Source organism: Bacillus sp. FG16, assembly GCF_057809515.1.
In genome coordinates this window covers 53,236-78,319 of sequence record NZ_JBMDKC010000001.1, presented here as the reverse complement: position 1 = coordinate 78,319, position 25,084 = coordinate 53,236, and the positions used below count along the sequence as shown (strand labels likewise).

The following is a 25,084-nucleotide window of genomic DNA, read 5'->3' as shown; positions in this document are numbered from 1 at the left end:
TACAGCTAGTATAAAAAAAGGATGACACAATGTCATCCTTTTCTACTTATTATTCACATAACCTTTTCATATTACAATATTTTTTGTAAAAATTGTTGCGCACGTTCACTTTTCGGCGCTGCAAAAAATTCTTCTGGCGCACTATCTTCTACAAGCTTTCCTCCGTCCAAGAAAAGAACACGATCTGCCACTTCTTTTGCAAAGCCCATTTCATGTGTAACGATAGCCATCGTCATTCCAGTCGTAACTAACGATTTCATAACTTCTAACACTTCTTTCACCATCTCTGGATCTAGCGCCGATGTCGGTTCATCAAATAACATAACTTCCGGTTCCATAGCTAACGCTCTTGCAATTGCTACACGTTGCTTTTGTCCTCCCGAAAGACGATTCGGATACGTATCTTTTTTATCTACTAATCCAACCTTTTCTAAAAGTTTCTCAGCTTTCTTTTCAGCTTCTTGCTTCGTTACCCCTTTTACATTGATAGGAGCATACGTAATATTTTCTAATACAGTCATATGAGGAAATAAGTGAAAATGCTGAAAGACCATACCGACATTTTCACGAACATGCATAACATTCGTTTTCGGATTCGTTACTTCTTCCGTTCCAATCCAAATGTGACCATTCGTCGGTGCTTCTAACATATTCATACAACGTAAAAATGTTGATTTCCCTGATCCAGAAGGCCCTATAATTGCAACTACTTCCCCTTTTTCAATCGTTGTTGTGATTCCTTTTAATACTTCGTTTTTACCAAATGATTTATGAAGGTTTTCAATTTTAATCACTTTTCTTCATTCTCCCTTCAATTGCCTTCCCGACTAATGTAAGAATAATGACTAACATATAATAAATCAGTCCAACAAAAAGTAATGGTTCAAGATATTTAAACGTTTCACCGCCTACGATGTAAGCACGGCGCATTAAATCAGTCGCGCCTATTACTGTTACTACAGCTGATTCTTTCGTAAGTGTCGCAAATTCGTTCACAAGCGCTGGTAATATATTTTTTAATGCTTGAGGGAAAATAATATTTCTCATCATTTTTCCGTACGGTATCCCTAAAGCCATTGCTGCTTCTGTTTGTCCTTTATCAACTGCTTGAATACCAGCACGAATCACTTCTGACATGTATGCACCTGAATTTAAGCTAAATGCAAGTACAGCTGCTAAGAATGCTGGTATTTCATAACCAATTATTTGCGGGACGCCGAAATAAATAATCATTAATTGCAATACAAGTGGTGTACCACGAAAAATTGATGTATAAAAATCTGCTGCTATATTTAACGCTCGTATTCTAGCAATTTTACAAAGTGCTAATAATGTTCCTAAAATAAATCCTGCTAAAGCTGATACTGCTACAATTTTCAAAGTAACTTCTAAACCTTTTAGTATATACGGTATCGAAGGCGTAATCGCCGAGAAATCTAAATTCATACTGCTCATTCCCCTCACAGAAAAGTGAAAGGCAGCTTATTTTTCGCTGCCAAACCATTTCTTCACTAATTTATCCATTTCTCCATTTTCTTGCATTTTTTTAATTACTTTATTAAATTCAGCTGTTTTATCACTGTTTTTCGGAAGGGCAATTGCTGCTCCAACTTCTTCTGGTGCTTCTTTAATTTCAATTCCTTGTAAATCTTTCATTTTCTCTAAATAATTTTTAGCAACTGTGTCTTCTATAATTGCAGCGTCAAAACGACCAGCTTTAATTTCTTGTACGATTTCTGGTATACGGTCACGTCCCTCAACTTTGAAATCTACTTGTTTTTTAAATTCTGCTGCTTTCTCTTCTTGAATAGATCCTGTTTGTACTCCTACTTTTTTCCCTTTTAAATCCTCTACAGATTTAATGTTAGAATCCTTTTTAGAAACGACCATATTTTTCGCAACAAAATAAATATCTGTAAAATCAACATTATTTTTACGCTCTGCAGTTGGCGTCATGCCTGCCATTACGAAATCAACTTTTCCTGAACTAAGAGATGCTAATAAACCACCAAAATCCATATCTTTCACTTTCACTTCATACCCAAGTTCTTTTCCGATATATTTAGCAACATCAACATCAAAACCAATAATTTCATCACTTTTTGAAGCTTCCACGTATTCATATGGTTTATAATCTGCTGAAGTCCCCATTACGAGTACTTTCTTATTTCCTTTTGTTTCTTTCGATTCCCCATTACTACAAGCGCTGAATATACTTACAATTAAAATAAGTGCAAACGATATTGATAATAACTTCTTCATCTTTCTTCCCCCTAATAATGTATATTTAAAAGTTTAATAGAATATTTATTCGATGTTTGTATTGTATCAGCACTTTCATTTTTATGCAATATATAAAATAAAAATAAATAAAATTACAATACAAATGCTGTTTGTTATGTATAAAATTATGCATAAAACAACACAACTATGCATATCTCAGAAATTGAAATAATAAATAAAAAAAGGCGGTACATCCACTTGATTGTGGACGTACCGCCTTTTTTCTTATTTTTTATAGTTCTTCACAATTCTCTTCGAAATACGATTGTAGTTTCGCAATAACTTGCATCGGTTCATGTCCTTCAATTTCATGACGCTCTACCATCGTTACAATTTTTCCATCTTTTAATAAAGCAAATGATGGAGAAGAAGGTGGGTACCCTTCGAAATATTCACGCGCTCTTGCTGTCGCTTCTTTATCTTGACCTGCAAACACCGTTACAAGGTGGTTAGGACGTTTATCATAATGTACGGAATGCGCAGCAGCAGGACGAGCAATACCACCTGCACAACCACATACAGAGTTTACCATTACAAGTGTTGTTCCATTTCTTTTAAACGCTTCTTCTACCGCTTCCGGCGTCGTCAATTCTGTATATCCAGCAGAGACAATCTCTTCACGCGCTTGGCGAACAACATCATTCATAAAAAAGTTAAAATTAATCACTCTTTTCCCTCCTCTAAAACTACCTATTTGTATCTTACCAGTTAATGTTTATGAAATACAAGTAAGTTTACTTGTATTTCAGTATAGAAAAGGTGTTAGAGCACTTGCTCTAACACCTTTTCTTTAATGACCACGATGTTTTTGCTTTGCTTTTTGTACTTTAATTAAACGTCTTCTTTCTTTTTCAGCTTCTCGCTTCTCTTTAGACTGCACTTTCTTTTCTTGTTTATGCAATTCATAAGATAAACTAATCGCCTCTTGCGCCTTAGTAAAACGTTTAACATTTGTTTCTTTTGCTACTTGTCGTATGATACGCTTTATGTTTTTAGGACGCTGTTTTTCTTTAACTTCTACACCACATTTTGCAAAATGCTGAAAGTGCTCTAAAAGTGAACCATTCACAAACATAAGCACTTCTTCATCTGACGGTTCCGTTCCAAAAATATACCTCGCTCCATACAATTTCCCTTGTTCTTTGCATGTAATAATTCCAACAAAAAATTGACCATCATGATATACTGTCAACTCCATTGACAGCCCCTCCTTTAAAAAATTAGAAATACGGGACATCCCGGAGGGGAAGGTTACTGACATAAAATCATGCGTCTGGACTACCAACCAGAGCTGTGTTTTTGTATTTCTTTCACTATTATTATATCTTTTTTTCCATAATCTTCATATATTCAACAATCATTTTTTTATGCGATCCTACAATATAGTCAGGTAGTTCTGTTACTGAAAAGAATTTAAGCTGAACTGCTTCTTCTTTATTCATAACAAAATCCCCTTCGTATTCATCCGTATAATAGGCGGTTGTTACAGATTGAAATTCATCACCGTTTGCTAATTTTGTAAAGTAGTTCGCTCCAGAAAATACATTGATTAGTCGCAAGTTCTTCACTCTTATTCCTGTCTCTTCATATACTTCACGATAAGCTGTTTCTTCTGGTGATTCACTAAGCTCCATTAGCCCGCCAGGTAGCCCCCATTTTCCGTACGGCTCTGTCCGCTGCTGCAATAAAACATAACCATTTTCATTTATAACGAGTACAACAGCACCAACTAAAATTAAAGGGCGATGACCAACTATTTTTCGTAATTCTTCTACATATCCCACCGTATCGCCTCCTTTTTCGTTGTCCACACTATTGTATCATATGTACGAAACGACAAAATGCGTATATTTTTCATTTTTTTAACAAAATATTTATTTTATGTGATTCATCTACTGTAGCTAACATAATGGATTCAATTTCCGCACTCTTCTCTAAAAACTCTTTTGCCCACTCTTCTGTTTTTCCTATTAAAGCGAGAACGTCCTGCTGAATCCTTCCATCTTTCACTAAAATAAAAGAAACTGGAGACCTTCTCCCCGCCACTTTTAGATCACGCCGGGAAGCTGCTTCATATTCTGGATACTGAAATATAGAAACAACGCCACTCGCTTCCCATAATGCTAATTTAACCGTTTGAATATCGCTCACATTTCGCATGCGAAGTTCCGAAAATAAATATTCCGCCGTAATTCTCGCCTTTTTCAAATTGCTAAAATCAATGGAACCATTGTGTATAAGAACAATAGGTGCTGGCTCTAAAAAACGTCTCCATCTATCCCATTTCAACATTAAAATAGAGCTTACAATATGAAGTACAACTAGTATAAAAGTTGTAATCATTGAACCAAGTAATCCGACTTTTTCATCAGATAGTGCATTAGAAATATTCCCACCAAGCAATAATACTAATACAACATCTAAAAAGCGCAGCTGCGCGATGGATCTTTGCCCCATTGCTTTCGCAACTAATATTAAAAATATGTACGCTATTATAGCTCGAACAACCCATTCACCAATCGAAAGATGCCTTGCTCCTTCAAAAATATGCATATGCATCACTTTGCACTCCTTACATCCCAAACTGCTAGTCTGTTTTAGTTTGCAACGTTTATGAGCATATATGTAAAAAAGCTGGTTCGTTTAAAAACGAACCAGCTTTTTTTACTTAACTGAAAACATATATTTTTTATACGTTTTCCGTACCGATAGTATGAGCCCCATCATAATCATATTCGAGAATAAGGAACTTCCCCCGTACGATAAGAAAGGTAATGCAATACCTTTTACAGGCATTAATCCAACGATCATACCAATGTTTTGGAATATTTGAACCGTTAATATACCGATTGATCCAGCGCATAATAATGTACCAAATATATTATCAGCGGAATAACCAATAATAATTGTTCGATATAGTAGTAATAGGAACAAGAACACAACTAACGCCGCGACTATAAATCCACCTTCTTCGGCAATTGTAGCGAAAATAAAGTCAGTATGTTTCTCTGGGATATAGACGCTTCCTCCCCCAAACCCTTTACCTTCCATTCCTCCACTACCTACAGCTAAAATCGATTGCTGCGTTTGATAACCTTGATCTGCATTTTCAAATGGATTTAACCAACCTACAATACGCGACTGTTGGTGAGGTTTTAGTAAAGTAACTAAATTATTATAGAAAAAATCTTGATACTTAAAGAAAATAAATATTAAAGCAGATAGTATGGTCAACGGAATAACTGTACATAATGCTATCAATTTCTTTTGAATACCTGACATAAATAAAATACATGCAATAGCAGCAGCATATAAGAACACCATACCTGTATCCGGTTGACTATATACAACCGCCATAGGTGGCAGTGACACTAGCATAATTTTACCTACTAGCTTTAAATCTGTTTGGAATGTCCTTGCCATATACTGTGCATTATGTTTCACTGCTATACTCGCTACTACAAGTAGCAATGCAATTTTGAAAAACTCAGACGGCTGAATTTGTCCAAATACTGGGAAAACAAACCATCTTTTTGCACCTAATTTTTCAGGTGTAAAACCTGATGGTGGTAATACTTTCAAAAGAATAAGTGAAGCAAACCCGGCAATATAAAGCGGCCAAGATAATTTTTGTAACTGATCTAAATCAATGCTTGCAACAAGAAGTAACAATACAACCCCAATTATGTAGTTAACACCTTGTTTCATAGCAAAGTTTGCAGCTCCATACTGTCCCGTTTGCTGACTGCTATATATAGCAGCTATACTCGTCACACATAGTGCACACAAAATTAAAATTAATTTTACATCTAAACTTTTTAGAAACTCGGTACTTCTTTTCATGACATCCTCCTGAAACATTGTTACGGCAAAAATAAAAAACCAGGAGTCAACATTCTTCATGTTTTGACGACTGATTACACATTATCTATAAAACACTTATATAGAATAACTCTCTTTTTCATACAATACAATATATTATACTACAGTTTCATCAGTAAGATTTGCCAAAAAAATTATTCTTTTCTTATTTTATATCCATATACCATATATCAGCAATGTATTTTCGTAAATTCCTAATACATAATCGTTTATTGTAAGATTACTGGGAAAGGTATTTATACATATAGTAGGATGTAGATGAAGAAATAAGATAATAAAAAGCTCGCATAAGCGAGCTTTTTATTAATATACAGATGTATTATTTTCTGACATGTTTTCTAAAATTTCTTTAACACGTCCTAAGAACTTACCACAAATTAAACCATCAAGTACGCGGTGATCAAGTGATAAACATAAGTTAACCATGTCACGAGCACCGAACATACCGTTATCCATAATTACTGGGCGTTTTACAATTGATTCAACTTGTAAAATAGCCGCTTGTGGGTAATTAATAATACCCATAGATTGAACAGAACCGAATGATCCTGTGTTATTAATTGTAAATGTTCCACCTTGCATTTCGTCTGCTTTTAACGATTTCGTGCGTACTTTTCCTGCAAGTTCTGTAATTTCACGAGCGATACCTTTAATTGTTTTCTCGTCCGCTTGCTTAATTACTGGTACAAATAGTTCTTCCTCTGTTGCAACAGCGATAGAAAGGTTAATATCTTTCTTCTGAACAATTTTATCGCCAGCCCACATTGAATTAATTTGAGGATACTCTTTTAACGCTTGTGCCACTGCTTTTACGAAGAAAGCAAAGAACGTTAAGTTAAAGCCTTCACGCTTCTTAAAGTCACCTTTAATTGAGTTACGGTATGACACAAGGTTTGTCACATCTACTTCAATCATCATCCAAGCATGTGGTGCTTCATGTTTACTACGTAACATGTTTGCTGCGATTGCTTTACGCACACCTGTGACTGGAATTTCGATATCTCCAGGCATTGTAGGTACAGAAACTGGTTTCGCAGCTTCTACTTTTTGCGCTACTGGTGCTGCTTTTGGTGCTTCTGGGCGAGCTTCTACTACCGCCGCTACAGCTTCCTCTTTTTTCGCACCTGCTTGCGGAATATTTCCAGATTCCACTAGCTTTAAAATATCTTTACGAGTGATACGGCCATTTGCTCCCGTACCTTCTACTAAATCTAAATCAACGTTATGCTCACCCGCAAGTTTTAACACAGCTGGTGAAAAACGTGGCTTTCCATCAGTTGGTTGTTTTACTTTCGGTGCTTTTTCAGGCGTAATTGCTGCTGCCTTTGGTTCTTCTTTCGTTTTTTCCTCAACAGCTGTTGCTGCTACTTCGTCTGCGCCTTCTACTTGAATCACACAAACTACTTCACCTACAGCTAACGTATCACCTTCACCAGCTATTAACTCTTTCACAATACCAGTGAAAGAAGATGGTACTTCAGCATTTACTTTATCAGTCATTACTTCTGCAAGCGGATCATACTTGTTTACGTGATCGCCAACATTAACGAGCCATTTACTAATTGTGCCCTCTGTAACGCTCTCCCCGAGCTGAGGCATTGTAATATTTTCTACAGCCATGTATAGTCCCCCCGATTAAAATTCCGCAAGTTCACGCATTGCTTTTTCAACTTTATCTGGATTTACCATAAAGAATTTTTCCATTGTTGGTGCATATGGCATTGCTGGAACGTCTGGACCTGCAAGACGTGCGATTGGCGCATCTAGATCAAATAGACAGTTTTCAGCAATAATTGCTGCCACTTCACTCATAATGCTTCCTTCTTTATTGTCTTCTGTTACAAGAAGAACTTTACCTGTTTTAGAAGCCGCTTCAATGATTGCTTCTTTATCTAATGGATATACAGTACGTAAATCAAGAATGTGTGCAGAGATGCCATCTTGTGCTAACTTTTCAGCTGCTTGAAGAGCAAAATGAACACATAATCCGTACGTGATAACTGTAATATCATCACCTTCACGTTTTACATCTGCTTTTCCGATTGGTAATACGTAGTCATCCTCTGGCACTTCACCTTTAATTAAACGATATGCACGTTTATGTTCGAAGAATAATACTGGATCTTCATCACGAATGGCTGCTTTTAATAAGCCTTTTGCATCATATGGTGTAGAAGGGATAACGATTTTTAAACCTGGTTGGTTTGCAAACATCGCTTCTACAGATTGTGAATGATACAATGCACCGTGAACACCCCCACCAAATGGTGCACGGATTGTAACTGGACAAGTCCAATCATTATTAGAACGATAACGAATTTTTGCTGCCTCAGAAACAATTTGGTTTACTGCTGGCATGATGAAATCAGCAAACTGCATTTCAGCGATTGGACGCATACCATACATTGCTGCACCAATTGCTACCCCAGCAATTGCAGATTCTGCAAGCGGTGCATCAAGCGCACGATCTTCACCAAATTGATCATACAAACCGTGTGTCGCTTTAAATACGCCACCTTTTTTACCAACATCTTCTCCTAAAACGAATACTTTTTCATCGCGTTCCATTTCTTCGCGCATTGCTAATGTAATAGCATCAATATAAGACATTACAGCCATGAAACGTTCCCCCCCTATTCTGCGTATACGTGCTTCAATGCATCTTCAGGTGCTGCATACGGAGCATTTTCTGCATATTCTGTTGCTTCATTTACGATATGCATAATTTCGTCTAACATTTGTTTTTCCGATTCCTCAGTTAACACACCAGCTTCTTTTAAATAAGCCGCGAATGTTATAATTGAATCTTTTTTCTTTGCTTCTTCTACTTCTTCTTTATCACGATAAACACGATCATCATCGTCACTAGAATGTGCTGTTAAACGATATGATACTGTTTCAATTAAAGTTGGGCCTTCACCACGACGACCGCGATCTGCTGCTTCTTTTACAGCTTTATATACTGCAAGCGGATCGTTTCCGTCTATTGTATATCCAGGCATACCATAACCAATTGCACGATCTGATACGTTTTTACATGCTAATTGTTTTTCAACCGGAATAGAGATTGCATATTTGTTATTTTCACACATAAAAATAACAGGTAGTTTGTGTACACCAGCAAAGTTTGCCCCTTCATGGAAGTCACCTTGGTTTGAAGAACCTTCTCCAAATGTAACGAACGTTACTAAATCTTTCTTCTCCATTTTTCCAGCTAGTGCAATACCAACTGCATGTGGTACTTGCGTTGTTACTGGAGATGAACCTGTAACAATACGATTTTTCTTTTGACCGAAGTGACCAGGCATTTGACGACCACCAGAGTTTGGATCTCCAGCTTTTGCGAAAGCAGACAACATAAGCTCTTTAGCTGTCATACCAAATGCTAGTACAACACCCATATCACGGTAGTATGGTAATGCATAGTCTTTCTCTCTATCAAGAGCGAACGCCGCTCCAACTTGTGCAGCCTCTTGTCCTTGACAAGAAATTACGAATGGAATTTTTCCAGCACGGTTTAATAACCACATACGTTCGTCGATTTTACGTGCAAGTAACATCGTACGGAACATTTCTAATACTTGCTCATCACTTAAGCCAAGCTCTTCATGGCGCTTTTCTTTTACTTCTGCCATTTTTCATAACCTCCTAAATCCACATTTTTATGCGTGTAACGCTCTTCCATCTACAGCAAGTGCTGCTTCACCAATCGCCTCAGATAATGATGGATGCGGATGAATTGTATGTGCTACTTCCCAAGGTGTTGCATCAAGTACTCTTGCAAGACCAGCTTCAGAAATCATATCTGTTACATGTGGTCCAATCATATGAACACCAAGAATGTCATTTGTCTCTTCATCAACTACAAGTTTTACGAAACCATCTGATTCTCCGTATACAAGTGCTTTTCCGATTGCGCGGAATGAGAACTTACCTACTTTTAACTTATAGCCTTTTTCTTTCGCTTCTTGTTCTGTTAAACCGACAGAAGCAACTTCTGGACTGCTATATACGCATTTTGATACCATAGAGTAATCAATTGGTGTAACTTCTTTCCCTGCAATATGTTCTACTGCAGCAATCCCTTCATGAGAAGCAACGTGAGCAAGTTGCAAACCACCGATTACATCTCCAATTGCGTAAATATGCGATTCTTTCGTTTGATAAAACTCATTTGTTTGAATGTATCCTTTTTCCACAACGATATCTGTGTTCTCTAAGCCAATATTTTGTGTATTCGCTTGTCTTCCTACAGATACAAGCATTTTTTCAGCTTTAAATTCTTTATTCTCACCGTTATGTTCAGCTTGGATTGTTACTCCATTATCTTTTACCAATGTTTCTGGTAATACTTTTGCACCAGTTACCACTTTAATACCTTTTTTCTTGAATAGACGTTGCATTTCTTTTGAAACGTCCTGATCTTCTAGTGGTAATATCGTTTTCGCATACTCTAATACTGTAACTTCTACACCGAAGTCAGCAAGCATAGATGCCCACTCAATACCGATTACACCGCCACCAACGATAATAATCGAACTAGGAAGCGTTTCCATTTTTAGGGCATGATCTGAAGACATTACGTATTCTCCATCTAATTCTAAACCCGGTAATGAATTTGGACGAGAACCTGTTGCAACAAGTACATTTTTTGGAATTAACATTTCATTCTCTTCTCCACTTGCAAGTTCAACTGAAATTGTCCCTGGCATAGGAGAAAAAATAGACGGGCCAAGAATACGGCCAATACCTTCAAACACATCAATTTTACCTTGTTTCATTAAATGTTGAACGCCTTTATGAAGCTGCGTTACAATCTTCTCTTTACGCTCTTGTACTTTCGCAAAGTTTAGTTCTACATTGCTTGCGATAACTCCGAACTCCTCGCTTTTTTTAGCAGTTGCATATACTTCCGCACTACGTAAAAGAGCTTTACTAGGAATACATCCTTTGTGTAAACAAGTACCACCAAGATTTTCTTTTTCGACTAGTGCTGTTTTTAACCCTAATTGTGATGCACGAATTGCAGCAACATATCCACCAGTACCGCCGCCAACGATGACTAAATCATATTCTTTTGCCATTATCTCAACCCCTAGCTACCGTTTCTTTTTCACGTACAACGTATTCTTTTGGAGCTTCTTCTTCACGTAATACACGAAGTGCTCCTTCTGCTAACGCTTCTAACTCATCTTCGCCTGGATGTACGATAACATCTGCAATCCAGTCCACTCGCTCTTTAATTTCATCGACAAGAATTTTACTGTATGCCAGTCCACCAGTTAATACGATTGCATCGATTTTCCCGTGAAGTACAGCGCTAGCTCCGCCAATCTCTTTTGCAACTTGATATGCCATTGCTTTATAAATAAGAGTTGCTTCAGGATCACCTTTTTCAACCATTTGCTCTACTTTAATCGCATCATTTGTACCGATTAAACTTACAAGTCCACCTTGTCCGACAAGTTTTTTAATCATTTCATCACGGTAATACTCACCAGAGAAACACATTTCTACTAGTTGCCCTACTGGTACTGTACCAGCGCGCTCTGGACTAAATGGTCCTTCTCCGTTTAAACCGTTATTCACATCGATTACTCTTCCTTTTTTATGAGCACCAACTGTAATACCGCCACCCATATGTGTAACTAATAAATTTAAATCCTCGTATTTGTGATTTAACTGTTCAGCTACTTTACGAGCAACTGCTTTTTGATTTAATGCATGGAAGATACTTTTGCGTTCCATACCAGCAATGCCACTTATACGAGCAACCGGCTCCATCTCATCTACAACGACAGGATCTACAATGAATGCAGGAATGTTTAATCCAGAAGCAATTTCATATGCCAAAATGCCTCCAAGGTTTGAAGCGTGATGACCGCTAAAGCCATTTTTTAAATCTTCTAACATCGCATCGTTTACTGTATACGTACCGCCTTCGATTGGACGGAGTAATCCACCACGTCCACAAACAGCGTTTAATTTTGAAATGTTAATACCATGAGAATGTAGAACTTCTAAAATCGTTTCTTTTCGAAACTCATATTGGTCGATAATTCGCTTATATTTTCCAATCTGTTCTACGTCATGACGAATCGTTTCTTCTAGAACGGGTCTTTCATTATCAAAAACACCAATTTTTGTGGATGTACTACCTGGGTTAATAACAAGAATTCGATTTACAGACAATGTTGCTACCTCCACTAATAAATTCAAAAGGAAGTGGAAACCTCATAAGAGGTAACCACACCTTTTGTAAAAGTTATATATGAATGATTAGCGACGGCTAATAATATCGTGACCGTTGCGTAAGTAAGTGCTACGAGAATTTTTCAAGCTTGCAATGCGCTCTTCAGCTAGACGATCTGCCGCTACATAAGTTGCTATGCCATCGCGTTTTGAAATTTCGATTACTTTTGCAATCGTGTCATAAATAGACTCAACACGTTTTAGTGCACGTTCTCTATTGTATCCATATAATTCGTCTGCTACGTTAATTACGCCACCTGCATTAATTACATAATCTGGTGCGTATACAATACCCATTTCATGAATGATGTCACCGTGACGATCTTCTTTTAATTGGTTATTTGCAGAACCTGCGATTACTTTTGCTTTAAGTTGTGGAATAGTTTCATCATTAACTGTTGCGCCTAATGCACATGGTGCGTAAATATCGCATTCAACACCGTAAATTTCATTTGGTTCAACTGCTGATGCACCGAATTCTTCTACAGCACGTTGTACAGCTTCTTTATTAATATCTGTAACGATTAATTTTGCTCCTTCAGCGTGTAAATGTTTGCATAGGTGATATGCTACGTTACCAACGCCTTGAACAGCAATTACTTTTCCTTCTAAATTGTCAGTACCGAAAGCTTCTTTTGCAGCTGCTTTCATACCACGGTAAACACCGTATGCAGTTACTGGAGATGGGTTACCAGAAGAACCGAATGATGGTGAGATACCTGTTACAAAGTCAGTTTCTTCGTGGATAATATCCATATCATCTACTGTTGTACCAACATCTTCAGCTGTAATGTATCGTCCGTTTAGTCCTTGGATATAACGTCCTAGTGCACGGAACATTGCTTCGCTCTTATCTTTACGAGGATCACCGATAATTACTGTTTTCGCACCACCTAAGTTTAAACCAGCTGCTGCGTTTTTGTATGTCATCCCTTTTGCAAGACGCAATGCATCTTCAATCGCCGCTTCTTCAGAATCATATGTCCACATTCTTGTTCCACCAAGAGCCGGTCCAAGTGTTGTATCATGAATTGCAATAATTGCTTTTAAACCAGATTCTTTATCTTGACAAAATACTACTTGCTCATAATCATATTTTTCTAAGTATTCGAAGATTTCTAATGTCATTGTCGTTTCCCCCTAATGTTTTACCCTTTTTGGTTTATTTTGAAGCAGTCGCAACTGCCAATGCTAATGAATATACTTTTGTTTCTGCTGAATCAGCACGAGATGTTAAAACAATCGGTGCTTTTGCGCCAGCAATCATTGCTCCTACTTTTGCATCCGCAAAGTATACGAGTGATTTATATAGCACATTTCCAGCTTCAATCGTTGGGACGAGTAAAATGTCTGCCTTACCTGCTACATCACTTACTATGCCTTTATGCTCTGCTGCAATTTGTGATACTGCATTATCTAAAGCAAGTGGTCCATCAACGATACAATCTTTAATTTGTCCGCGGCGATTCATTTGTGTTAACATCGCTGCATCAATTGTCGCCTGCATCGCTGGATTCACAACTTCTACTGCTGCAATTGGTGCCACTTTTGGCAAGTCGATTCCTATTGCCCGGGCAACTTCTACAGTATTTTGTATAATAGCAGCTTTTTGTGTTACATCAGGTGCGATGTTCATCGCTGCATCTGTAACGAAAATAAGACGATCATAATTTGGAACTTCAAATGCTGCTACATGTGAAAGTACGCTACCTTTACGTAGGCCCCACTCTTTGTTTAACACAGCCTTCAAAATATTCGCTGTTGGGATGTTACCCTTCATAAGCACGTCTGCCTCACCATTTCTCACAGCTTTAACAGAAAGTTCTGCAGCCTCTGCATTAGACATTGCTGCAATCACTTCAACATGTTCTGAAGTTTGTAAACCATGTTCTTGTAGCATCCCCATTATTTTTTCTTGATTTCCATATAGACGAAATTGAGCTAGCTGTAATTTAATTGCTTTCGCTACAGCTTCAATTACTTCATGATCTTCAGCTACTGCTACAGCTACAGTTTTTTTAGGCTGTCCCGCTGCTTGATCAATTAAGTATTCTAACTTCATATTTTGTAATCAACCCTTTCCGTCGTCCCTCGTCTATTTATAAAGCAAATACCGTGCCAACTTTTAAAAGTGGTCTTACCAATAATGAAAACGCATTCAAAATGCAGTAAAATCAATACTTTGGAAAATAACAAAATATTCTGTCTTATTTTGTCGCTTTTTGTATACCATGCAATAAATTGCACGGTACGCAATTTATTGCATGCTATTTTTTGCACGGTCATACTTTTCTAGCTTATAATATAAATTTCGAACGGAAATTCCTAATGCTTTTGCAGTTTGTGTTTTATTCCCATCAAATCTCTCCAAATATTCATGAATAATATTCCCTTCAAACTCTGTTACTAAATGTTCAAGTGGCTTTTCTTCTAATTCAGGTAATAAATGAGATTGCTTTGACTCCACCTGCTCTTCATTATGTAATGGCGGTAAATGTTGTACATCAATATAGATCTCGTTATAATTCATAAAAATAATCGCTCGTCCTAAAATATTTTCAAGTTCTCTCACATTTCCTGGCCATTCGTATGATTGTAAATATAAAATAGCTGAATCAGTGAGCCCTTCTACATTACGACCATAATCTTGATTAATTTTTTGAATCAACCTGTCCGCAATTTTCGGTATATCTCCTTTACGTTGACGAAGAGATGGAATTTGAATTGGAATTTTATTTAATCGATAATATAAATCCTCCCTAAACTTCCCTTCTAGAATAGCCTTTTCTAAATTCACATGTGTCGCTGCAATTACTCGAACATTAATAGGTATCGCTTTCGTTCCACCAACTTTTACAATTTCTTTTTCCTGCAATACACGAAGGAGTTTCGCTTGTGTATTTGCAGATAACTCCCCTATTTCATCTAAAAAAATACTACCGTTATTCGCTTCCTCAAAGAACCCACGTTTCCCGCCTCTTTTCGCTCCAGAAAACGCCCCTTCCTCATAACCAAATAATTCACTTTCTAACAACGTCTCCGAAATGGCCGCACAGTTTACACGGACGAACTTATTATATTTTCGATTACTTCCATTATGGATTGCATGTGCAAACAATTCTTTACCAGTACCAGATTCACCGCGTAACAGTACTGTTGCTGGTGTATTCGCTCCTAGCTTCGCCTGTTCGATAGCTGCCGTTGTTTCATCTGAATTTCCGACAATATCATCAAATGAATATTTTGCTTCTAATGTGCGAATAATTTGCCTTGCTCTATTCAATTCATTTGTTAACTTTTGAATTTCCGACACGTCACGGATAACACCGACGCTTCCCTTCAATATTCCATCCACAATAACTGGTGCTACGTTTACAATTACATCGCGCTTTTTTTGTCCAATCTTCATATGTATTCCGCGCACTGCACGACGCGTTCGAAGTACTTTCATATGCATACTTTCGCCTTCTACAATATCAGTTGTAGCAGGCTTCCCAATAATATCTTCTTCTGTTAAACCCGTTAATTTCGTATATGCCGGGTTAATGACTAAACCTCTTCCTTTTTCATCCACAACCGAAATCGCTTCTTCAGATGAGTTAATAATTGCCTCTAATAGTGTTTGAATTTCTTTTAAGTCTGTAACTTCTTCCGCTAAATCTACAACTTCTGTTATATCTTTAAAAATTGCAAATGCCCCTTGTACCTCTCCGCCCTCTTTTAATATCGGTATACGCGTTGTAATAATTTTCTTTCCATTCTCTAATGTTAGTTCATAATTTACTTCTATTTGTTTCGTACGTATAATGCGAAGTAATTTACTAGTGGGAATGACTTCTAAAATATATTTTCCTATCGCCTCTTCTTTTTTATATCCGATAATACGCTCTGCACTTTTATTAAAAAGACGAACTTGTCCCTCTCGATCAATTACGATCATGCCGTCATGCGTAGAATTTAAAATTAATTCTCCTTGTTGCGTTTGTTCCTCTAACCGCCCAATTAACCCTTCCTTCTCATGCGCTAATCCTGTAACAATTTTTGCAATATCACCTGGTATAAGAAGAGTGTCTTTTTTCTTTTTTTCCAATAAAACTTTATGTACATCATCTTCACCTGTCATATCAAATATTACATCGATATGCATAGAAAGAAATGGAGTTACACTTTCTCCAATTGCAATCCCATATTCCTTAGCAATTTGTAATCCTTTTGCCACCGGATTTATATCAATAATCCCTATAATTTGAAATATATTCGAACTTTGTAACAGATTCAGCAGTGCGCTCCCGCCTTCACCTGCACCAACAATTAATACTTTTTGTTTCATATATTACACTTCCTCTCGAAGTAGCTCTGCAAATTTTTTCACACCTTTATCTTACTCGTTCAGCAACCTCTTGACAAACCACCTTTCCATATAACATCATTAAAATATACGAAATAATCTGAAAAGGAGCGTTATGTATGCAGCGTTACGTTGCTCTACTATTAGCACTCATCCCTATTTCATTAGCTGTGTTTGGTATAAAGTTAATGAGAGATACTGTATTCGGGATTCTATTTCCACCAATCTCTATACTGTGGTTACAATTTTTAATCGGCGCTCTCTGCTTCGGGCTCGGGTTTTATATCTTTGGTGGCTTCGTCGTACACCGAGATCGCAAACGAAATAAAGTACAAGCTCGCTTCAGAAGATAGGAAGGCCCCACTATTTATAAATAAAAAAATGAGACCGTTACACGCGGTCTCATTTTTTTATCGGCAATAACGTTCTTGCCGTTTCAGGGTAATCAGTAATAATCGCCGATATATTCATATCAAAATATTTACGCATAAGCGTTTCTTCATTAATTGTATAAGGGCGAACCTCTACACCACTTTCCATCGTTAGTTCAGCAATAGCATCTTGAAGATAACGATAATTCGGATGTACTGCTGTAGCTCCCATTTTTTTCGCGTATGCCCACGGACTATGCAAACCTTCGCGATATAAAATAGCTGTTTGAATATCAGGAGCCATCATATGGCACCGTTTCATACTGTAGTGATTAAACGAAGAAAATATAACGCGATCCTCTAAACTAAATTTCCGTACAAGCGTTATTACTTCTTCCTCTAAACCTCTGTATGGAATTTTATTATTTTTAAGTTCAATATTAAGTAGCAAACTCGTTCGTTCAAGCCATTCTAATACCTCTTCTAAAAGTGGTATTTTGCAAAAACCTACTTTATCACTAAATTTATAACTTGCATCTAACTTACATAAATCCTCATATACATAATTCCGAACCGCACCTTTTCCATTTGTTGTCCGGTCCACTGTTTCATCATGAATGACGACAACTTTTCCATCTTTCGTTAATTGAACATCAAGTTCAATTCCATCCGCTCTAGAAGACTCAGCCGCTTCAAACGAAATCATTGTATTTTCTGGGTACGTTCCAGCCGCACCACGATGTGCAAATATAAGAGTCATCCTCACTCCCCCAATCTTATGCTATACTATACGAAAAAGGAGGTACTTCTATGAGACCATTACAAATTTCTCCAGATACTGCAGTCCGCTTATCAAAAGCACTAGGTGTTCCACTTGAACAACTCATGCATATGCCGCAGCACATTTTAATTCAAAAGCTAGTTGAATTAGAAAAACAAAATAAAGACGAAGAATAATACAGTCCTGTTTTGCAGGGCTTTTTATTTCCCTCCATTATACCATGGATACTTTCCCTACTAAAATTCTTCAATAGATGTACTTCGGTGCAATTTAGCCGTTCCTTCATCATTTAATAATGAATCATATCTTTTCTTTTTTGTTACAAGTCATAAAGAAAGTAGACTATTTATTTATAAGTCCCCATTGCATCCTTAAAACACGATAATACAAAACTAGAAAGCCTTTATATTATTTTTTATTGAACGTGCGGAGCATCCCCTGATTCGTATAGTTCTTTCGCCTTTTCCTCCCCGAATGTAGTTAAAATATAATGTTGCTCTTCTAACGCATCCATTGCTCTAGTTGCTTTACAAACGCTATCTTCTTGAGCATCCGAGAAATAATTGTGATCTTCTACAATTTTACTAAAATCTTTTTTCACCCATCTATCAGCAATTGCTAAAAGCTCATTTTTCTTCGCAAAGCTACTCTTATTTATGATTTCTTTTAACTTTTTAGCATTATTTTGAACCATTGGGATAGAGCCCGATTTTCGTTCTGCCACCACTTTTTGATGAGTCATGTGATGCATCGCTGTAATGACTTCGCTTTCAGTAGAATTTTCAGTAACATACACATCAACAAAGACTCCATCTACCTCTCTACCTACTATCGTTTGGTCTTCTTTTTTGTCCATTTGAGCACTCACCTCTTTATCTGCTGGATTATCGGCAAGTTCTAACATTCCAAATGTAACTGCTACAGCAAGAACTCCCATAGCTGCTACTATTCCTAACCAAGTTAAAATTTTATTTTTCATTCCCCTTCTCCCTATCTATACCTATTTAATTACCTTATAAAAAACTCACTTATATGTAATATTACTAAAAATAGGTTTTATTTTCCATGGTATGAAATAATCTCTTTTTCTCAACAAAATAAAAAGACCAACGAATCATAAAATTCATTGGTCATTGAGTGAAAAGTTTATTGGTTTTAAAATTGATATTAAGTATAGATTTCAAGAATTTGTCGGCTTAGCTAAAGAGTAAACCCTTACTATCTTTACTCTCAGCTAGCTTTATGTTCAAGTCTCAGTTTATCCGCAACCATTGCGATAAACTCAGAGTTCGTAGGTTTTGCTTTTGACATGGATACTGTATAGCCAAATAAGGATGAAATAGAATCAATATTACCACGGCTCCACGCTACTTCAATCGCGTGACGAATTGCGCGCTCCACACGGCTTGCTGTGGTATTATATTTCTTTGCGATATCTGGATACAATACTTTCGTAATCGATCCTAATAATTCGATATCGTTGTATACCATGGAGATTGCTTCTCGTAAATACATATATCCTTTAATATGAGCGGGTACACCAATTTCATGAATGATACTCGTAATACTCGCATCTAAGTTTTTCGGTTTTCCATCTACTGTTGTTGCTGATCGGAATGATGGTAGTGGACGTTTAATCATAGCGTTTGCTTTACCACTCACTTGACGAATATGACTCGTTAAATTCTCCATATCAAATGGTTTTAATATGAAATATGAGGCACCTAAGTCAACTGCTTTTTTCGTCACATCTTCTTGCCCGAATGCTGTCAACATAATTACGCTAGGCTGTCTTAACCTTTCAATATGTCGCATTTTTTCCAATACAGCTAACCCATCTAAATGTGGCATAATAATGTCTAAAACGAGTACATCAGGTTGCTTATCTGTTAATAAGTTTAAACACTCTTGACCATTATAAGCAATACCGATTACTTCCATATCATCTTGAGCGGCTACATAGCTCTCTAACATTGATACTAGTTCTTTATTATCATCCACAAGACATACTTTAATTTTCTCCACAGCTTTTCCTCCCTTACCGAATCGATTCTCCGACATGTGTATCCTTCTAGGCTACATGAATTGTTCGACAATTGTGTGAAAATTCCCTTTTAAAGTTTCTTACTTTCCGATAAAATCACAAAAAAATATGTTTATCGTTCATTTATTCCCTTTCGCAACACATTCCATCATAGAAATACAACGAAACGTTCAACCCTTTTCTTTTATTTTACAACAAAAAACACCTCTTGCGGAGCTTTTACAAAATTTCAACGAATTTTTCAACAGAAAAAACGAGCTAATATGTATTAGCTCGCTTTTTTCTCTTGATCATAAATATTAATTCCAGCTTGATGTAACATCCATTCAATATGAACACCATATCCTGATGTTGGATCATTTACAAATACATGTGTAACAGCACCAATCACTTTTCCATTTTGTACAATTGGACTTCCACTCATTCCTTGTACGATACCGCCCGTTTTCGCTAATAGGCGCTTATCTGTTACTTTTATGACCATACCCTTTGTGGCTGGAAATTTTTGCTGCACTGTACTAACAACTTCAATATCAAACGCTTCTACTTTATCTTGATCAATAACTGTTAATATTTTTGCCGGCCCTTCTTTTACTTGATGAGATAATGCGATAGGCATTGCTTTATCCATTATACCGTTTTTCATATTTGTATTTAATTTTCCAAAAATACCATATGGACTATTAATTGTAATATTGCCAATCACTTCACGATCTGGTGAGAATCTTGCTAATTTCTCCCCTGGATTCCCATGACTACCTCTTTCAATTGATGTAACTGTCGAGCGCATAATTTGTCCATCTTCGACTTGAATCGGCTTTTTTGTATCATTATCAGAAATAACATGACCAAGCGCCCCGTATTTCATAGAATCCGGATGAACAAATGTCATTGTTCCAATTCCAGCTGCCGAATCACGAATATACAAGCCAATTCGATAAGACGACTCACCGTTGTCTTTTTGTGGCGTTAGTTTCGTGCGAATATATTTTCCATCTCTTAACAATACAAGATTAAGCGGTTCACCTGTTTCTCCACTATTATGAATAAACGGTGCTACATCACTCATTCTTTCAATTGTTTTACCATTAATTTCAGTAATCATATCTCCAATTTGTACACCTGCTGTTTCACCAGGAGATATTTTACCTTTTTCAGTTTGAATTAAATGATGGCCTACAACAAGTACACCTTTTGTATTTAATTTCACACCAATTGATTGTCCACCTGGAATCACCTTAAAATCTTTTAACACTTTCACATTTACTTTTTTCACTGGAAAACCAGCAAGCTGAAATACCATATCAGCTTCACCATTTTGATGAGAATTTACCATAAGTCCTTGTTTTTGTTCATTCGAACTCACTGTAAACACATGACGATTTGTGGATGAAGCTTTGAAAACTGGTAATGATGATATTTCTGATTGTTGTCCCTCAAAAACAACAAGTTGTTTCGGTGATGAAATAAACGTTCGAAGCGGTTTAAAACATCCAATAAAAACTAAAGAAACAAGGAGACAAAGACCTATTATTTTTCGAAATTTTTCTAATTTCAACTTGTTCACTCTCCTCGCTCCTACCCCACATTCAGCCTTTTGGCTTCACTTTTTAATCTCTCCTTGCAGTGCTTTATTTATAACCGGAAGAATTAAGAAATCGTCATTTGAGAAAAAAAGCTATCCATTACTGGATAGCCTCTGCTGTCTGTTTAAAATGATGCGCTTGCGTAAGTAATTCTTTCGCATGCTCTGTCGTTAAATCTGTAATTTCCACACCAGAAATCATTCGAGCTATTTCTGTTACTTTATCCTCCATAGTTAAAACAGTAACTGATGTAATTGTCCGATCATTCGCTACTTGTTTTCGAATAAATAAATGCGAATCCGCCATTGAAGCTACTTGAGGTAAGTGCGTAATACAAAGTACTTGCGAGTTTACTGATACTCGATAAATTTTTTCCGCAATAGCCTGTGCGACCCGGCCACTTACACCCGTATCCACTTCATCAAAAATAACAGATGCAACCCCTTGATGCTTAGAAAAAATGCTTTTTAAAGCTAAAATGATACGAGATAACTCTCCACCAGAAGCAACCTTTGAAAGTGGTTTTAGCGGCTCTCCTGGGTTCGTTGAAATATAAAATTCCACATGATCGTAACCATCCGCCGTAAGTCTTACCGGTGCACCTTCCACAAGGGGCTCTTCTGCATTTCCTTCTCTCTTCATAATTCTCACTTCAAATTTCGTTTTTTCCATATATAATTCTTTTAATTCCTGATGAATTGCATTTGTAAGATGTTCTGCAAGCTCATGACGCATATTACTTAACAACGTTGCTTCTTTCAGAATAACACTTTCTAATTCCTTCAACTGTTTCTTCGTCGTTTCAATATGAACGTCTTTATTTTCAATCGTAAAAATTTCCTGTTCAATTTTATCAGCATACGCTAAAATCTCTTCTACAGTATTTCCATATTTTCTCTTCAGCATACGAATTTCATTCAAACGTGTTTCGATTTCATCTAAACGATTTGGATCATATTCCATCATATCGAGCTTTTCTCTCAGTTGATATGCAACCTCTTCTAACAAGTAATAGCTATTTGCAATTGAATCATGATTCTCTTGATACATTTCATCTAAATGTGTAATACTTTCCATTTGTCCCATTGCGCTTCTTACATTATCTAATCCTTGTCCGTCAGCACTTAACGAACGATATGCATCACCTAATGCTTTATAAATCTTTTCAAAATTAGAAATTTGCAATCGTTCCTCAGTTAATTCATTTTCTTCATCCATCTTTAAATCAGCTTTGCGAATTTCTTCATGCTGAAATTGAATTAAATCTAAGCGATGTGCCATTTGTTGTTCATTTTCACTTAACGATTTTAATTGTTTTTTTAATTTTTCATAGTCAGCGTATACATTTTGATATATGTCTAGTTGTTTAACGATTCGATCCCCATCAAAGTGATCAAGCATAAACAGATGTCGTTCTTCATTCATTAAATCTTGCGTTTCATGCTGTCCATGAATATCAACAAGTGTTTTCCCAATTTCTTTTAATATGCTAAGTGTAACAAGCTTCCCATTTACACGACATACACTCTTCCCGTTCGCAGCAATATCACGCTTCAAAATAATCATGCCATCTTCTATTTCTATATCTAACTCTTCTGCCTTTTCAATACATGGATGCTTCTCATCTTCAACATAAAACAGCCCTTCAATCTCAGCCTTTTCTGTTCCATATCGAACAAACTCTGCTGACCCACGGCCACCTACAAGTAAACTAATTGCATCAATAATAATCGATTTTCCGGCCCCTGTTTCACCGCTTAAAACCGTTAAACCTTTTTGAAAAGAAATATTTAATGCTTCAATAATAGCAAAGTTTCTAATCGATAATTCCGATAACAATGCCCCATTCACCTCGTTATAAAATAATCCCTTACTAAAGGATTTTCTCAGTTCTTCATTCAAATAATCATACTATATATTTGTATGTATATACTCTTCTAACCCGCTTCATTGTACCAAACATTTGTTTTACGGGTCAATCCATCTATTTTCTAACTTTATGCATACAAAATATTATATTACAATTAGAAAAATCATATTTTTAACCAATAAAAATATCTTGTTCACTTCCCACTTTACGATGGAAAGCAAACAAGATTTTTTGTTACAACATATTTAAGAAACGATCAGAGACAACACCTGTATCGTCAGGTGTACGGCAAATAATTAAGCAAGTATCATCACCACAGATGGTTCCGATGATCTCATCCCACTCTAAATGATCAATAAGTGCTCCAAGTGAATGAGCGTTACCAGGCAATGTTTTTAGCACAAGCATATGTCCTGCCGTGTCTAATTTTACAAATGAATCCACTAGATTTCGTTTTAATTTTTGTAACGGGTTAAATCGTTGATCGGCTGGCAAGCTATATTTATAGCGCCCATCATGTAATGGCACCTTCACTAAGTGCAGTTCTTTAATATCGCGCGATACTGTTGCTTGCGTTACATTAAATCCCTCATTACGTAAAATATCAACTAATTCATCTTGTGTTTCAATTTCTTTGTTTGCAATAATTTCCCTGATTTTAATATGGCGCTGACCTTTATTCATACATTTGCACCTCACACTATCTCTTACCATAGTTTAAACATTGGTATACTTCACTTATTTATGTTAACTTATAATTCGTTTCTTGTACACAATTGTTTTTACAATCATTATACAATTACAACAAAAAGAGGAACAACATATGTTATTCCCCTTTCCCTTTTTGTTTTAGAACGTCATGCGCTTCTGTAACAACTTGCTCTATAGAAATCGGAGAATGATTTTCGCCATTCTCACGTTCACCATGCCATTTCAGATGAATTAAAAATTCAATATTACCATCCCCACCCGTAATTGGTGAGAATGTTAAACCTTCCACATCATAGCCCTCTTTTAAAGCAAAATCGACAATCATTTCCACAACAGCTTCATGTACTTTTCTATCACGAACGATACCTTTTTTCCCAACTTGCTCTCTTCCAGCTTCAAACTGCGGTTTAATTAATGCTGCTACATCTCCGTTAGGCATAAGCATTGTTTTTAAAACCGGCAGTATAAGCTTTAATGATATAAATGAAACATCAATACTTGCAAATTGAGGTAAACCACGTTCTAAGTCTGCTGGTGTCACGTAACGGAAGTTTGTTCGTTCCATTACAACAACACGCTCATCTTGACGTAATTTCCACGCTAGTTGATTGTATCCTACATCTAATGCATAAGATAATTTCGCTCCATTTTGAAGTGCGCAATCTGTAAAGCCACCAGTTGATGAACCAATATCTATCATAACTTTATCTTGTAAATCAAGATGAAATGTCTCTAATGCCTTTTCAAGTTTATAACCACCACGACTTACATACGGCATAACTTGCCCCTTCACCGTAATCTCAGTATCTTGCGAGATTTTCTCTCCTGGCTTATCAAGTCTCATTTCATTTGCATATACGAGTCCGGCCATAACGGCGCGCTTTGCTTTCTCACGCGTTTCTATAAGTCCTCGCTCTACTAATAGTACATCTACTCTTTCTTTTTTTACGCTCATT

Annotated in this window: 25 protein-coding genes; 2 read left to right on the top strand and 23 right to left on the bottom strand. The window is 36.6% G+C overall.

The window, feature by feature from the left end; translation table 11 throughout:
• Nucleotides 1-71: 71 nt before the first annotated feature.
• From ACODS7_RS00505 to ACODS7_RS00430, 16 genes are all read right to left on the bottom strand, one after another.
• Nucleotides 72-794 carry an amino acid ABC transporter ATP-binding protein gene (locus ACODS7_RS00505; protein ID WP_000590208.1) on the bottom strand — a complete coding sequence of 241 codons (723 nt, stop codon included), beginning with the start codon at nucleotides 792-794 and terminating at the stop codon, nucleotides 72-74.
• Entirely contained in the window at nucleotides 787-1,446 is a 660-nt protein-coding gene (locus ACODS7_RS00500) for an amino acid ABC transporter permease (protein ID WP_001046915.1), read from the bottom strand. Before ACODS7_RS00500 ends, ACODS7_RS00505 begins: the two co-directional genes overlap by 8 nt.
• Nucleotides 1,447-1,482: 36 nt before the next feature.
• Nucleotides 1,483-2,262 (bottom strand): transporter substrate-binding domain-containing protein, encoded by a 780-nt coding sequence (locus tag ACODS7_RS00495; protein WP_016080336.1) that lies wholly within the window; start codon nucleotides 2,260-2,262, stop codon nucleotides 1,483-1,485.
• A gap of 253 nt (nucleotides 2,263-2,515) precedes the next feature.
• The gene (locus ACODS7_RS00490; protein ID WP_001979317.1) at nucleotides 2,516-2,929 is read right to left on the bottom strand and encodes a BrxA/BrxB family bacilliredoxin; all 414 of its coding nucleotides are present in this window, start codon (nucleotides 2,927-2,929) and stop codon (nucleotides 2,516-2,518) included.
• A 144-nt stretch (nucleotides 2,930-3,073) separates the two neighbouring features.
• Nucleotides 3,074-3,481, bottom strand: a complete 408-nt coding sequence (locus tag ACODS7_RS00485) for a YjdF family protein (protein ID WP_016080335.1) — start codon at nucleotides 3,479-3,481, stop codon at nucleotides 3,074-3,076.
• A gap of 121 nt (nucleotides 3,482-3,602) precedes the next feature.
• Entirely contained in the window at nucleotides 3,603-4,067 is a 465-nt protein-coding gene (locus tag ACODS7_RS00480) for an NUDIX hydrolase (protein ID WP_050844502.1), read from the bottom strand.
• 70 nt (nucleotides 4,068-4,137) lie between these two features.
• On the bottom strand, nucleotides 4,138-4,842 hold the full coding sequence (locus tag ACODS7_RS00475; protein WP_016080333.1) for a DUF421 domain-containing protein: 705 nt from the start codon (nucleotides 4,840-4,842) through the stop codon (nucleotides 4,138-4,140).
• A 105-nt stretch (nucleotides 4,843-4,947) separates the two neighbouring features.
• Nucleotides 4,948-6,126 carry an FtsW/RodA/SpoVE family cell cycle protein gene (locus tag ACODS7_RS00470; RefSeq protein WP_016080332.1) on the bottom strand — a complete coding sequence of 393 codons (1,179 nt, stop codon included), beginning with the start codon at nucleotides 6,124-6,126 and terminating at the stop codon, nucleotides 4,948-4,950.
• Nucleotides 6,127-6,468: 342 nt separating this feature from the next.
• A complete protein-coding gene (locus ACODS7_RS00465) occupies nucleotides 6,469-7,785 on the bottom strand; it encodes a dihydrolipoamide acetyltransferase family protein (protein ID WP_048563849.1) in 1,317 nt (438 codons plus the stop codon).
• 15 nt (nucleotides 7,786-7,800) lie between these two features.
• The gene (gene bfmBAB / locus ACODS7_RS00460; protein WP_000290071.1) at nucleotides 7,801-8,784 is read right to left on the bottom strand and encodes a 3-methyl-2-oxobutanoate dehydrogenase subunit beta; all 984 of its coding nucleotides are present in this window, start codon (nucleotides 8,782-8,784) and stop codon (nucleotides 7,801-7,803) included.
• A 14-nt stretch (nucleotides 8,785-8,798) separates the two neighbouring features.
• Nucleotides 8,799-9,800 carry a 3-methyl-2-oxobutanoate dehydrogenase subunit alpha gene (gene bfmBAA, locus ACODS7_RS00455; RefSeq protein WP_000852551.1) on the bottom strand — a complete coding sequence of 334 codons (1,002 nt, stop codon included), beginning with the start codon at nucleotides 9,798-9,800 and terminating at the stop codon, nucleotides 8,799-8,801.
• 27 nt (nucleotides 9,801-9,827) lie between these two features.
• A complete protein-coding gene (gene lpdA / locus ACODS7_RS00450; protein WP_001051295.1) occupies nucleotides 9,828-11,249 on the bottom strand; it encodes a dihydrolipoyl dehydrogenase in 1,422 nt (473 codons plus the stop codon).
• A 4-nt stretch (nucleotides 11,250-11,253) separates the two neighbouring features.
• Nucleotides 11,254-12,357 (bottom strand): butyrate kinase, encoded by a 1,104-nt coding sequence (gene buk, locus ACODS7_RS00445; RefSeq protein WP_000115781.1) that lies wholly within the window; start codon nucleotides 12,355-12,357, stop codon nucleotides 11,254-11,256.
• An 87-nt stretch (nucleotides 12,358-12,444) separates the two neighbouring features.
• Nucleotides 12,445-13,545 (bottom strand): leucine dehydrogenase, encoded by a 1,101-nt coding sequence (locus tag ACODS7_RS00440; protein WP_000171355.1) that lies wholly within the window; start codon nucleotides 13,543-13,545, stop codon nucleotides 12,445-12,447.
• Nucleotides 13,546-13,579: 34 nt separating this feature from the next.
• Nucleotides 13,580-14,479, bottom strand: coding sequence for a phosphate butyryltransferase (gene yqiS, locus ACODS7_RS00435; protein ID WP_000764675.1), 900 nt, complete (start codon nucleotides 14,477-14,479; stop codon nucleotides 13,580-13,582).
• A gap of 195 nt (nucleotides 14,480-14,674) precedes the next feature.
• Complete coding sequence (locus ACODS7_RS00430; protein WP_243168078.1) at nucleotides 14,675-16,747, bottom strand: sigma-54 interaction domain-containing protein; 2,073 nt, start codon at nucleotides 16,745-16,747, stop codon at nucleotides 14,675-14,677.
• 137 nt (nucleotides 16,748-16,884) lie between these two features.
• Here ACODS7_RS00430 and ACODS7_RS00425 point away from each other — a divergent pair, with 137 nt between their 5' ends.
• On the top strand, nucleotides 16,885-17,118 hold the full coding sequence (locus ACODS7_RS00425; RefSeq protein WP_001190212.1) for a DUF2627 domain-containing protein: 234 nt from the start codon (nucleotides 16,885-16,887) through the stop codon (nucleotides 17,116-17,118).
• A gap of 49 nt (nucleotides 17,119-17,167) precedes the next feature.
• Here the strand turns inward: ACODS7_RS00425 and ACODS7_RS00420 are convergent, their stop codons facing one another.
• Nucleotides 17,168-17,896 carry a glycerophosphodiester phosphodiesterase gene (locus tag ACODS7_RS00420; protein WP_050844505.1) on the bottom strand — a complete coding sequence of 243 codons (729 nt, stop codon included), beginning with the start codon at nucleotides 17,894-17,896 and terminating at the stop codon, nucleotides 17,168-17,170.
• Nucleotides 17,897-17,946: 50 nt separating this feature from the next.
• Here ACODS7_RS00420 and ACODS7_RS00415 point away from each other — a divergent pair, with 50 nt between their 5' ends.
• Nucleotides 17,947-18,093: a YycC family protein gene (locus ACODS7_RS00415; protein WP_001247671.1), complete on the top strand. Its 147-nt coding sequence runs from the start codon at nucleotides 17,947-17,949 to the stop codon at nucleotides 18,091-18,093.
• Nucleotides 18,094-18,332: 239 nt separating this feature from the next.
• On the opposite strand, the gene ACODS7_RS00410 is transcribed toward ACODS7_RS00415, so the two are convergent.
• The 6 genes from ACODS7_RS00410 to ACODS7_RS00385 form a co-directional block, all read right to left on the bottom strand.
• Nucleotides 18,333-18,896 (bottom strand): PRK06770 family protein, encoded by a 564-nt coding sequence (locus ACODS7_RS00410; RefSeq protein ID WP_243168079.1) that lies wholly within the window; start codon nucleotides 18,894-18,896, stop codon nucleotides 18,333-18,335.
• A 251-nt stretch (nucleotides 18,897-19,147) separates the two neighbouring features.
• Nucleotides 19,148-19,942 carry a sporulation transcription factor Spo0A gene (spo0A, locus tag ACODS7_RS00405; RefSeq protein ID WP_042969082.1) on the bottom strand — a complete coding sequence of 265 codons (795 nt, stop codon included), beginning with the start codon at nucleotides 19,940-19,942 and terminating at the stop codon, nucleotides 19,148-19,150.
• Between the two features lie 287 nt (nucleotides 19,943-20,229).
• Nucleotides 20,230-21,528, bottom strand: coding sequence for a SpoIVB peptidase (gene spoIVB, locus ACODS7_RS00400; RefSeq protein WP_002000940.1), 1,299 nt, complete (start codon nucleotides 21,526-21,528; stop codon nucleotides 20,230-20,232).
• A gap of 118 nt (nucleotides 21,529-21,646) precedes the next feature.
• Nucleotides 21,647-23,386 carry a DNA repair protein RecN gene (gene recN / locus ACODS7_RS00395; RefSeq protein WP_029443279.1) on the bottom strand — a complete coding sequence of 580 codons (1,740 nt, stop codon included), beginning with the start codon at nucleotides 23,384-23,386 and terminating at the stop codon, nucleotides 21,647-21,649.
• A 265-nt stretch (nucleotides 23,387-23,651) separates the two neighbouring features.
• Nucleotides 23,652-24,101, bottom strand: a complete 450-nt coding sequence (gene argR / locus ACODS7_RS00390; protein WP_001032580.1) for an arginine repressor ArgR — start codon at nucleotides 24,099-24,101, stop codon at nucleotides 23,652-23,654.
• Nucleotides 24,102-24,243: 142 nt separating this feature from the next.
• Complete coding sequence (locus ACODS7_RS00385; protein WP_016080325.1) at nucleotides 24,244-25,083, bottom strand: TlyA family RNA methyltransferase; 840 nt, start codon at nucleotides 25,081-25,083, stop codon at nucleotides 24,244-24,246.
• Nucleotide 25,084 lies beyond the last annotated feature (1 nt).

Coding starts and splice junctions, on each gene's coding strand:
- ACODS7_RS00500 (WP_001046915.1), bottom strand. CDS start 1,446: ATGAATTTAGATTTCTCGGCGATTACGCCTTCGATACCGTATATACTA.
- ACODS7_RS00495 (WP_016080336.1), bottom strand. CDS start 2,262: ATGAAGAAGTTATTATCAATATCGTTTGCACTTATTTTAATTGTAAGT.
- ACODS7_RS00490 (WP_001979317.1), bottom strand. CDS start 2,929: ATGAATGATGTTGTTCGCCAAGCGCGTGAAGAGATTGTCTCTGCTGGA.
- ACODS7_RS00485 (WP_016080335.1), bottom strand. CDS start 3,481: ATGGAGTTGACAGTATATCATGATGGTCAATTTTTTGTTGGAATTATT.
- ACODS7_RS00475 (WP_016080333.1), bottom strand. CDS start 4,842: ATGCATATGCATATTTTTGAAGGAGCAAGGCATCTTTCGATTGGTGAA.
- ACODS7_RS00470 (WP_016080332.1), bottom strand. CDS start 6,126: ATGAAAAGAAGTACCGAGTTTCTAAAAAGTTTAGATGTAAAATTAATT.
- ACODS7_RS00465 (WP_048563849.1), bottom strand. CDS start 7,785: ATGGCTGTAGAAAATATTACAATGCCTCAGCTCGGGGAGAGCGTTACA.
- bfmBAB (WP_000290071.1), bottom strand. CDS start 8,784: ATGGCTGTAATGTCTTATATTGATGCTATTACATTAGCAATGCGCGAA.
- bfmBAA (WP_000852551.1), bottom strand. CDS start 9,800: ATGGCAGAAGTAAAAGAAAAGCGCCATGAAGAGCTTGGCTTAAGTGAT.
- lpdA (WP_001051295.1), bottom strand. CDS start 11,249: ATGGCAAAAGAATATGATTTAGTCATCGTTGGCGGCGGTACTGGTGGA.
- ACODS7_RS00440 (WP_000171355.1), bottom strand. CDS start 13,545: ATGACATTAGAAATCTTCGAATACTTAGAAAAATATGATTATGAGCAA.
- yqiS (WP_000764675.1), bottom strand. CDS start 14,479: ATGAAGTTAGAATACTTAATTGATCAAGCAGCGGGACAGCCTAAAAAA.
- ACODS7_RS00430 (WP_243168078.1), bottom strand. CDS start 16,747: ATGAAACAAAAAGTATTAATTGTTGGTGCAGGTGAAGGCGGGAGCGCA.
- ACODS7_RS00425 (WP_001190212.1), top strand. CDS start 16,885: ATGCAGCGTTACGTTGCTCTACTATTAGCACTCATCCCTATTTCATTA.
- ACODS7_RS00420 (WP_050844505.1), bottom strand. CDS start 17,896: ATGACTCTTATATTTGCACATCGTGGTGCGGCTGGAACGTACCCAGAA.
- ACODS7_RS00415 (WP_001247671.1), top strand. CDS start 17,947: ATGAGACCATTACAAATTTCTCCAGATACTGCAGTCCGCTTATCAAAA.
- ACODS7_RS00410 (WP_243168079.1), bottom strand. CDS start 18,896: ATGAAAAATAAAATTTTAACTTGGTTAGGAATAGTAGCAGCTATGGGA.
- argR (WP_001032580.1), bottom strand. CDS start 24,101: ATGAATAAAGGTCAGCGCCATATTAAAATCAGGGAAATTATTGCAAAC.
- ACODS7_RS00385 (WP_016080325.1), bottom strand. CDS start 25,083: ATGAGCGTAAAAAAAGAAAGAGTAGATGTACTATTAGTAGAGCGAGGA.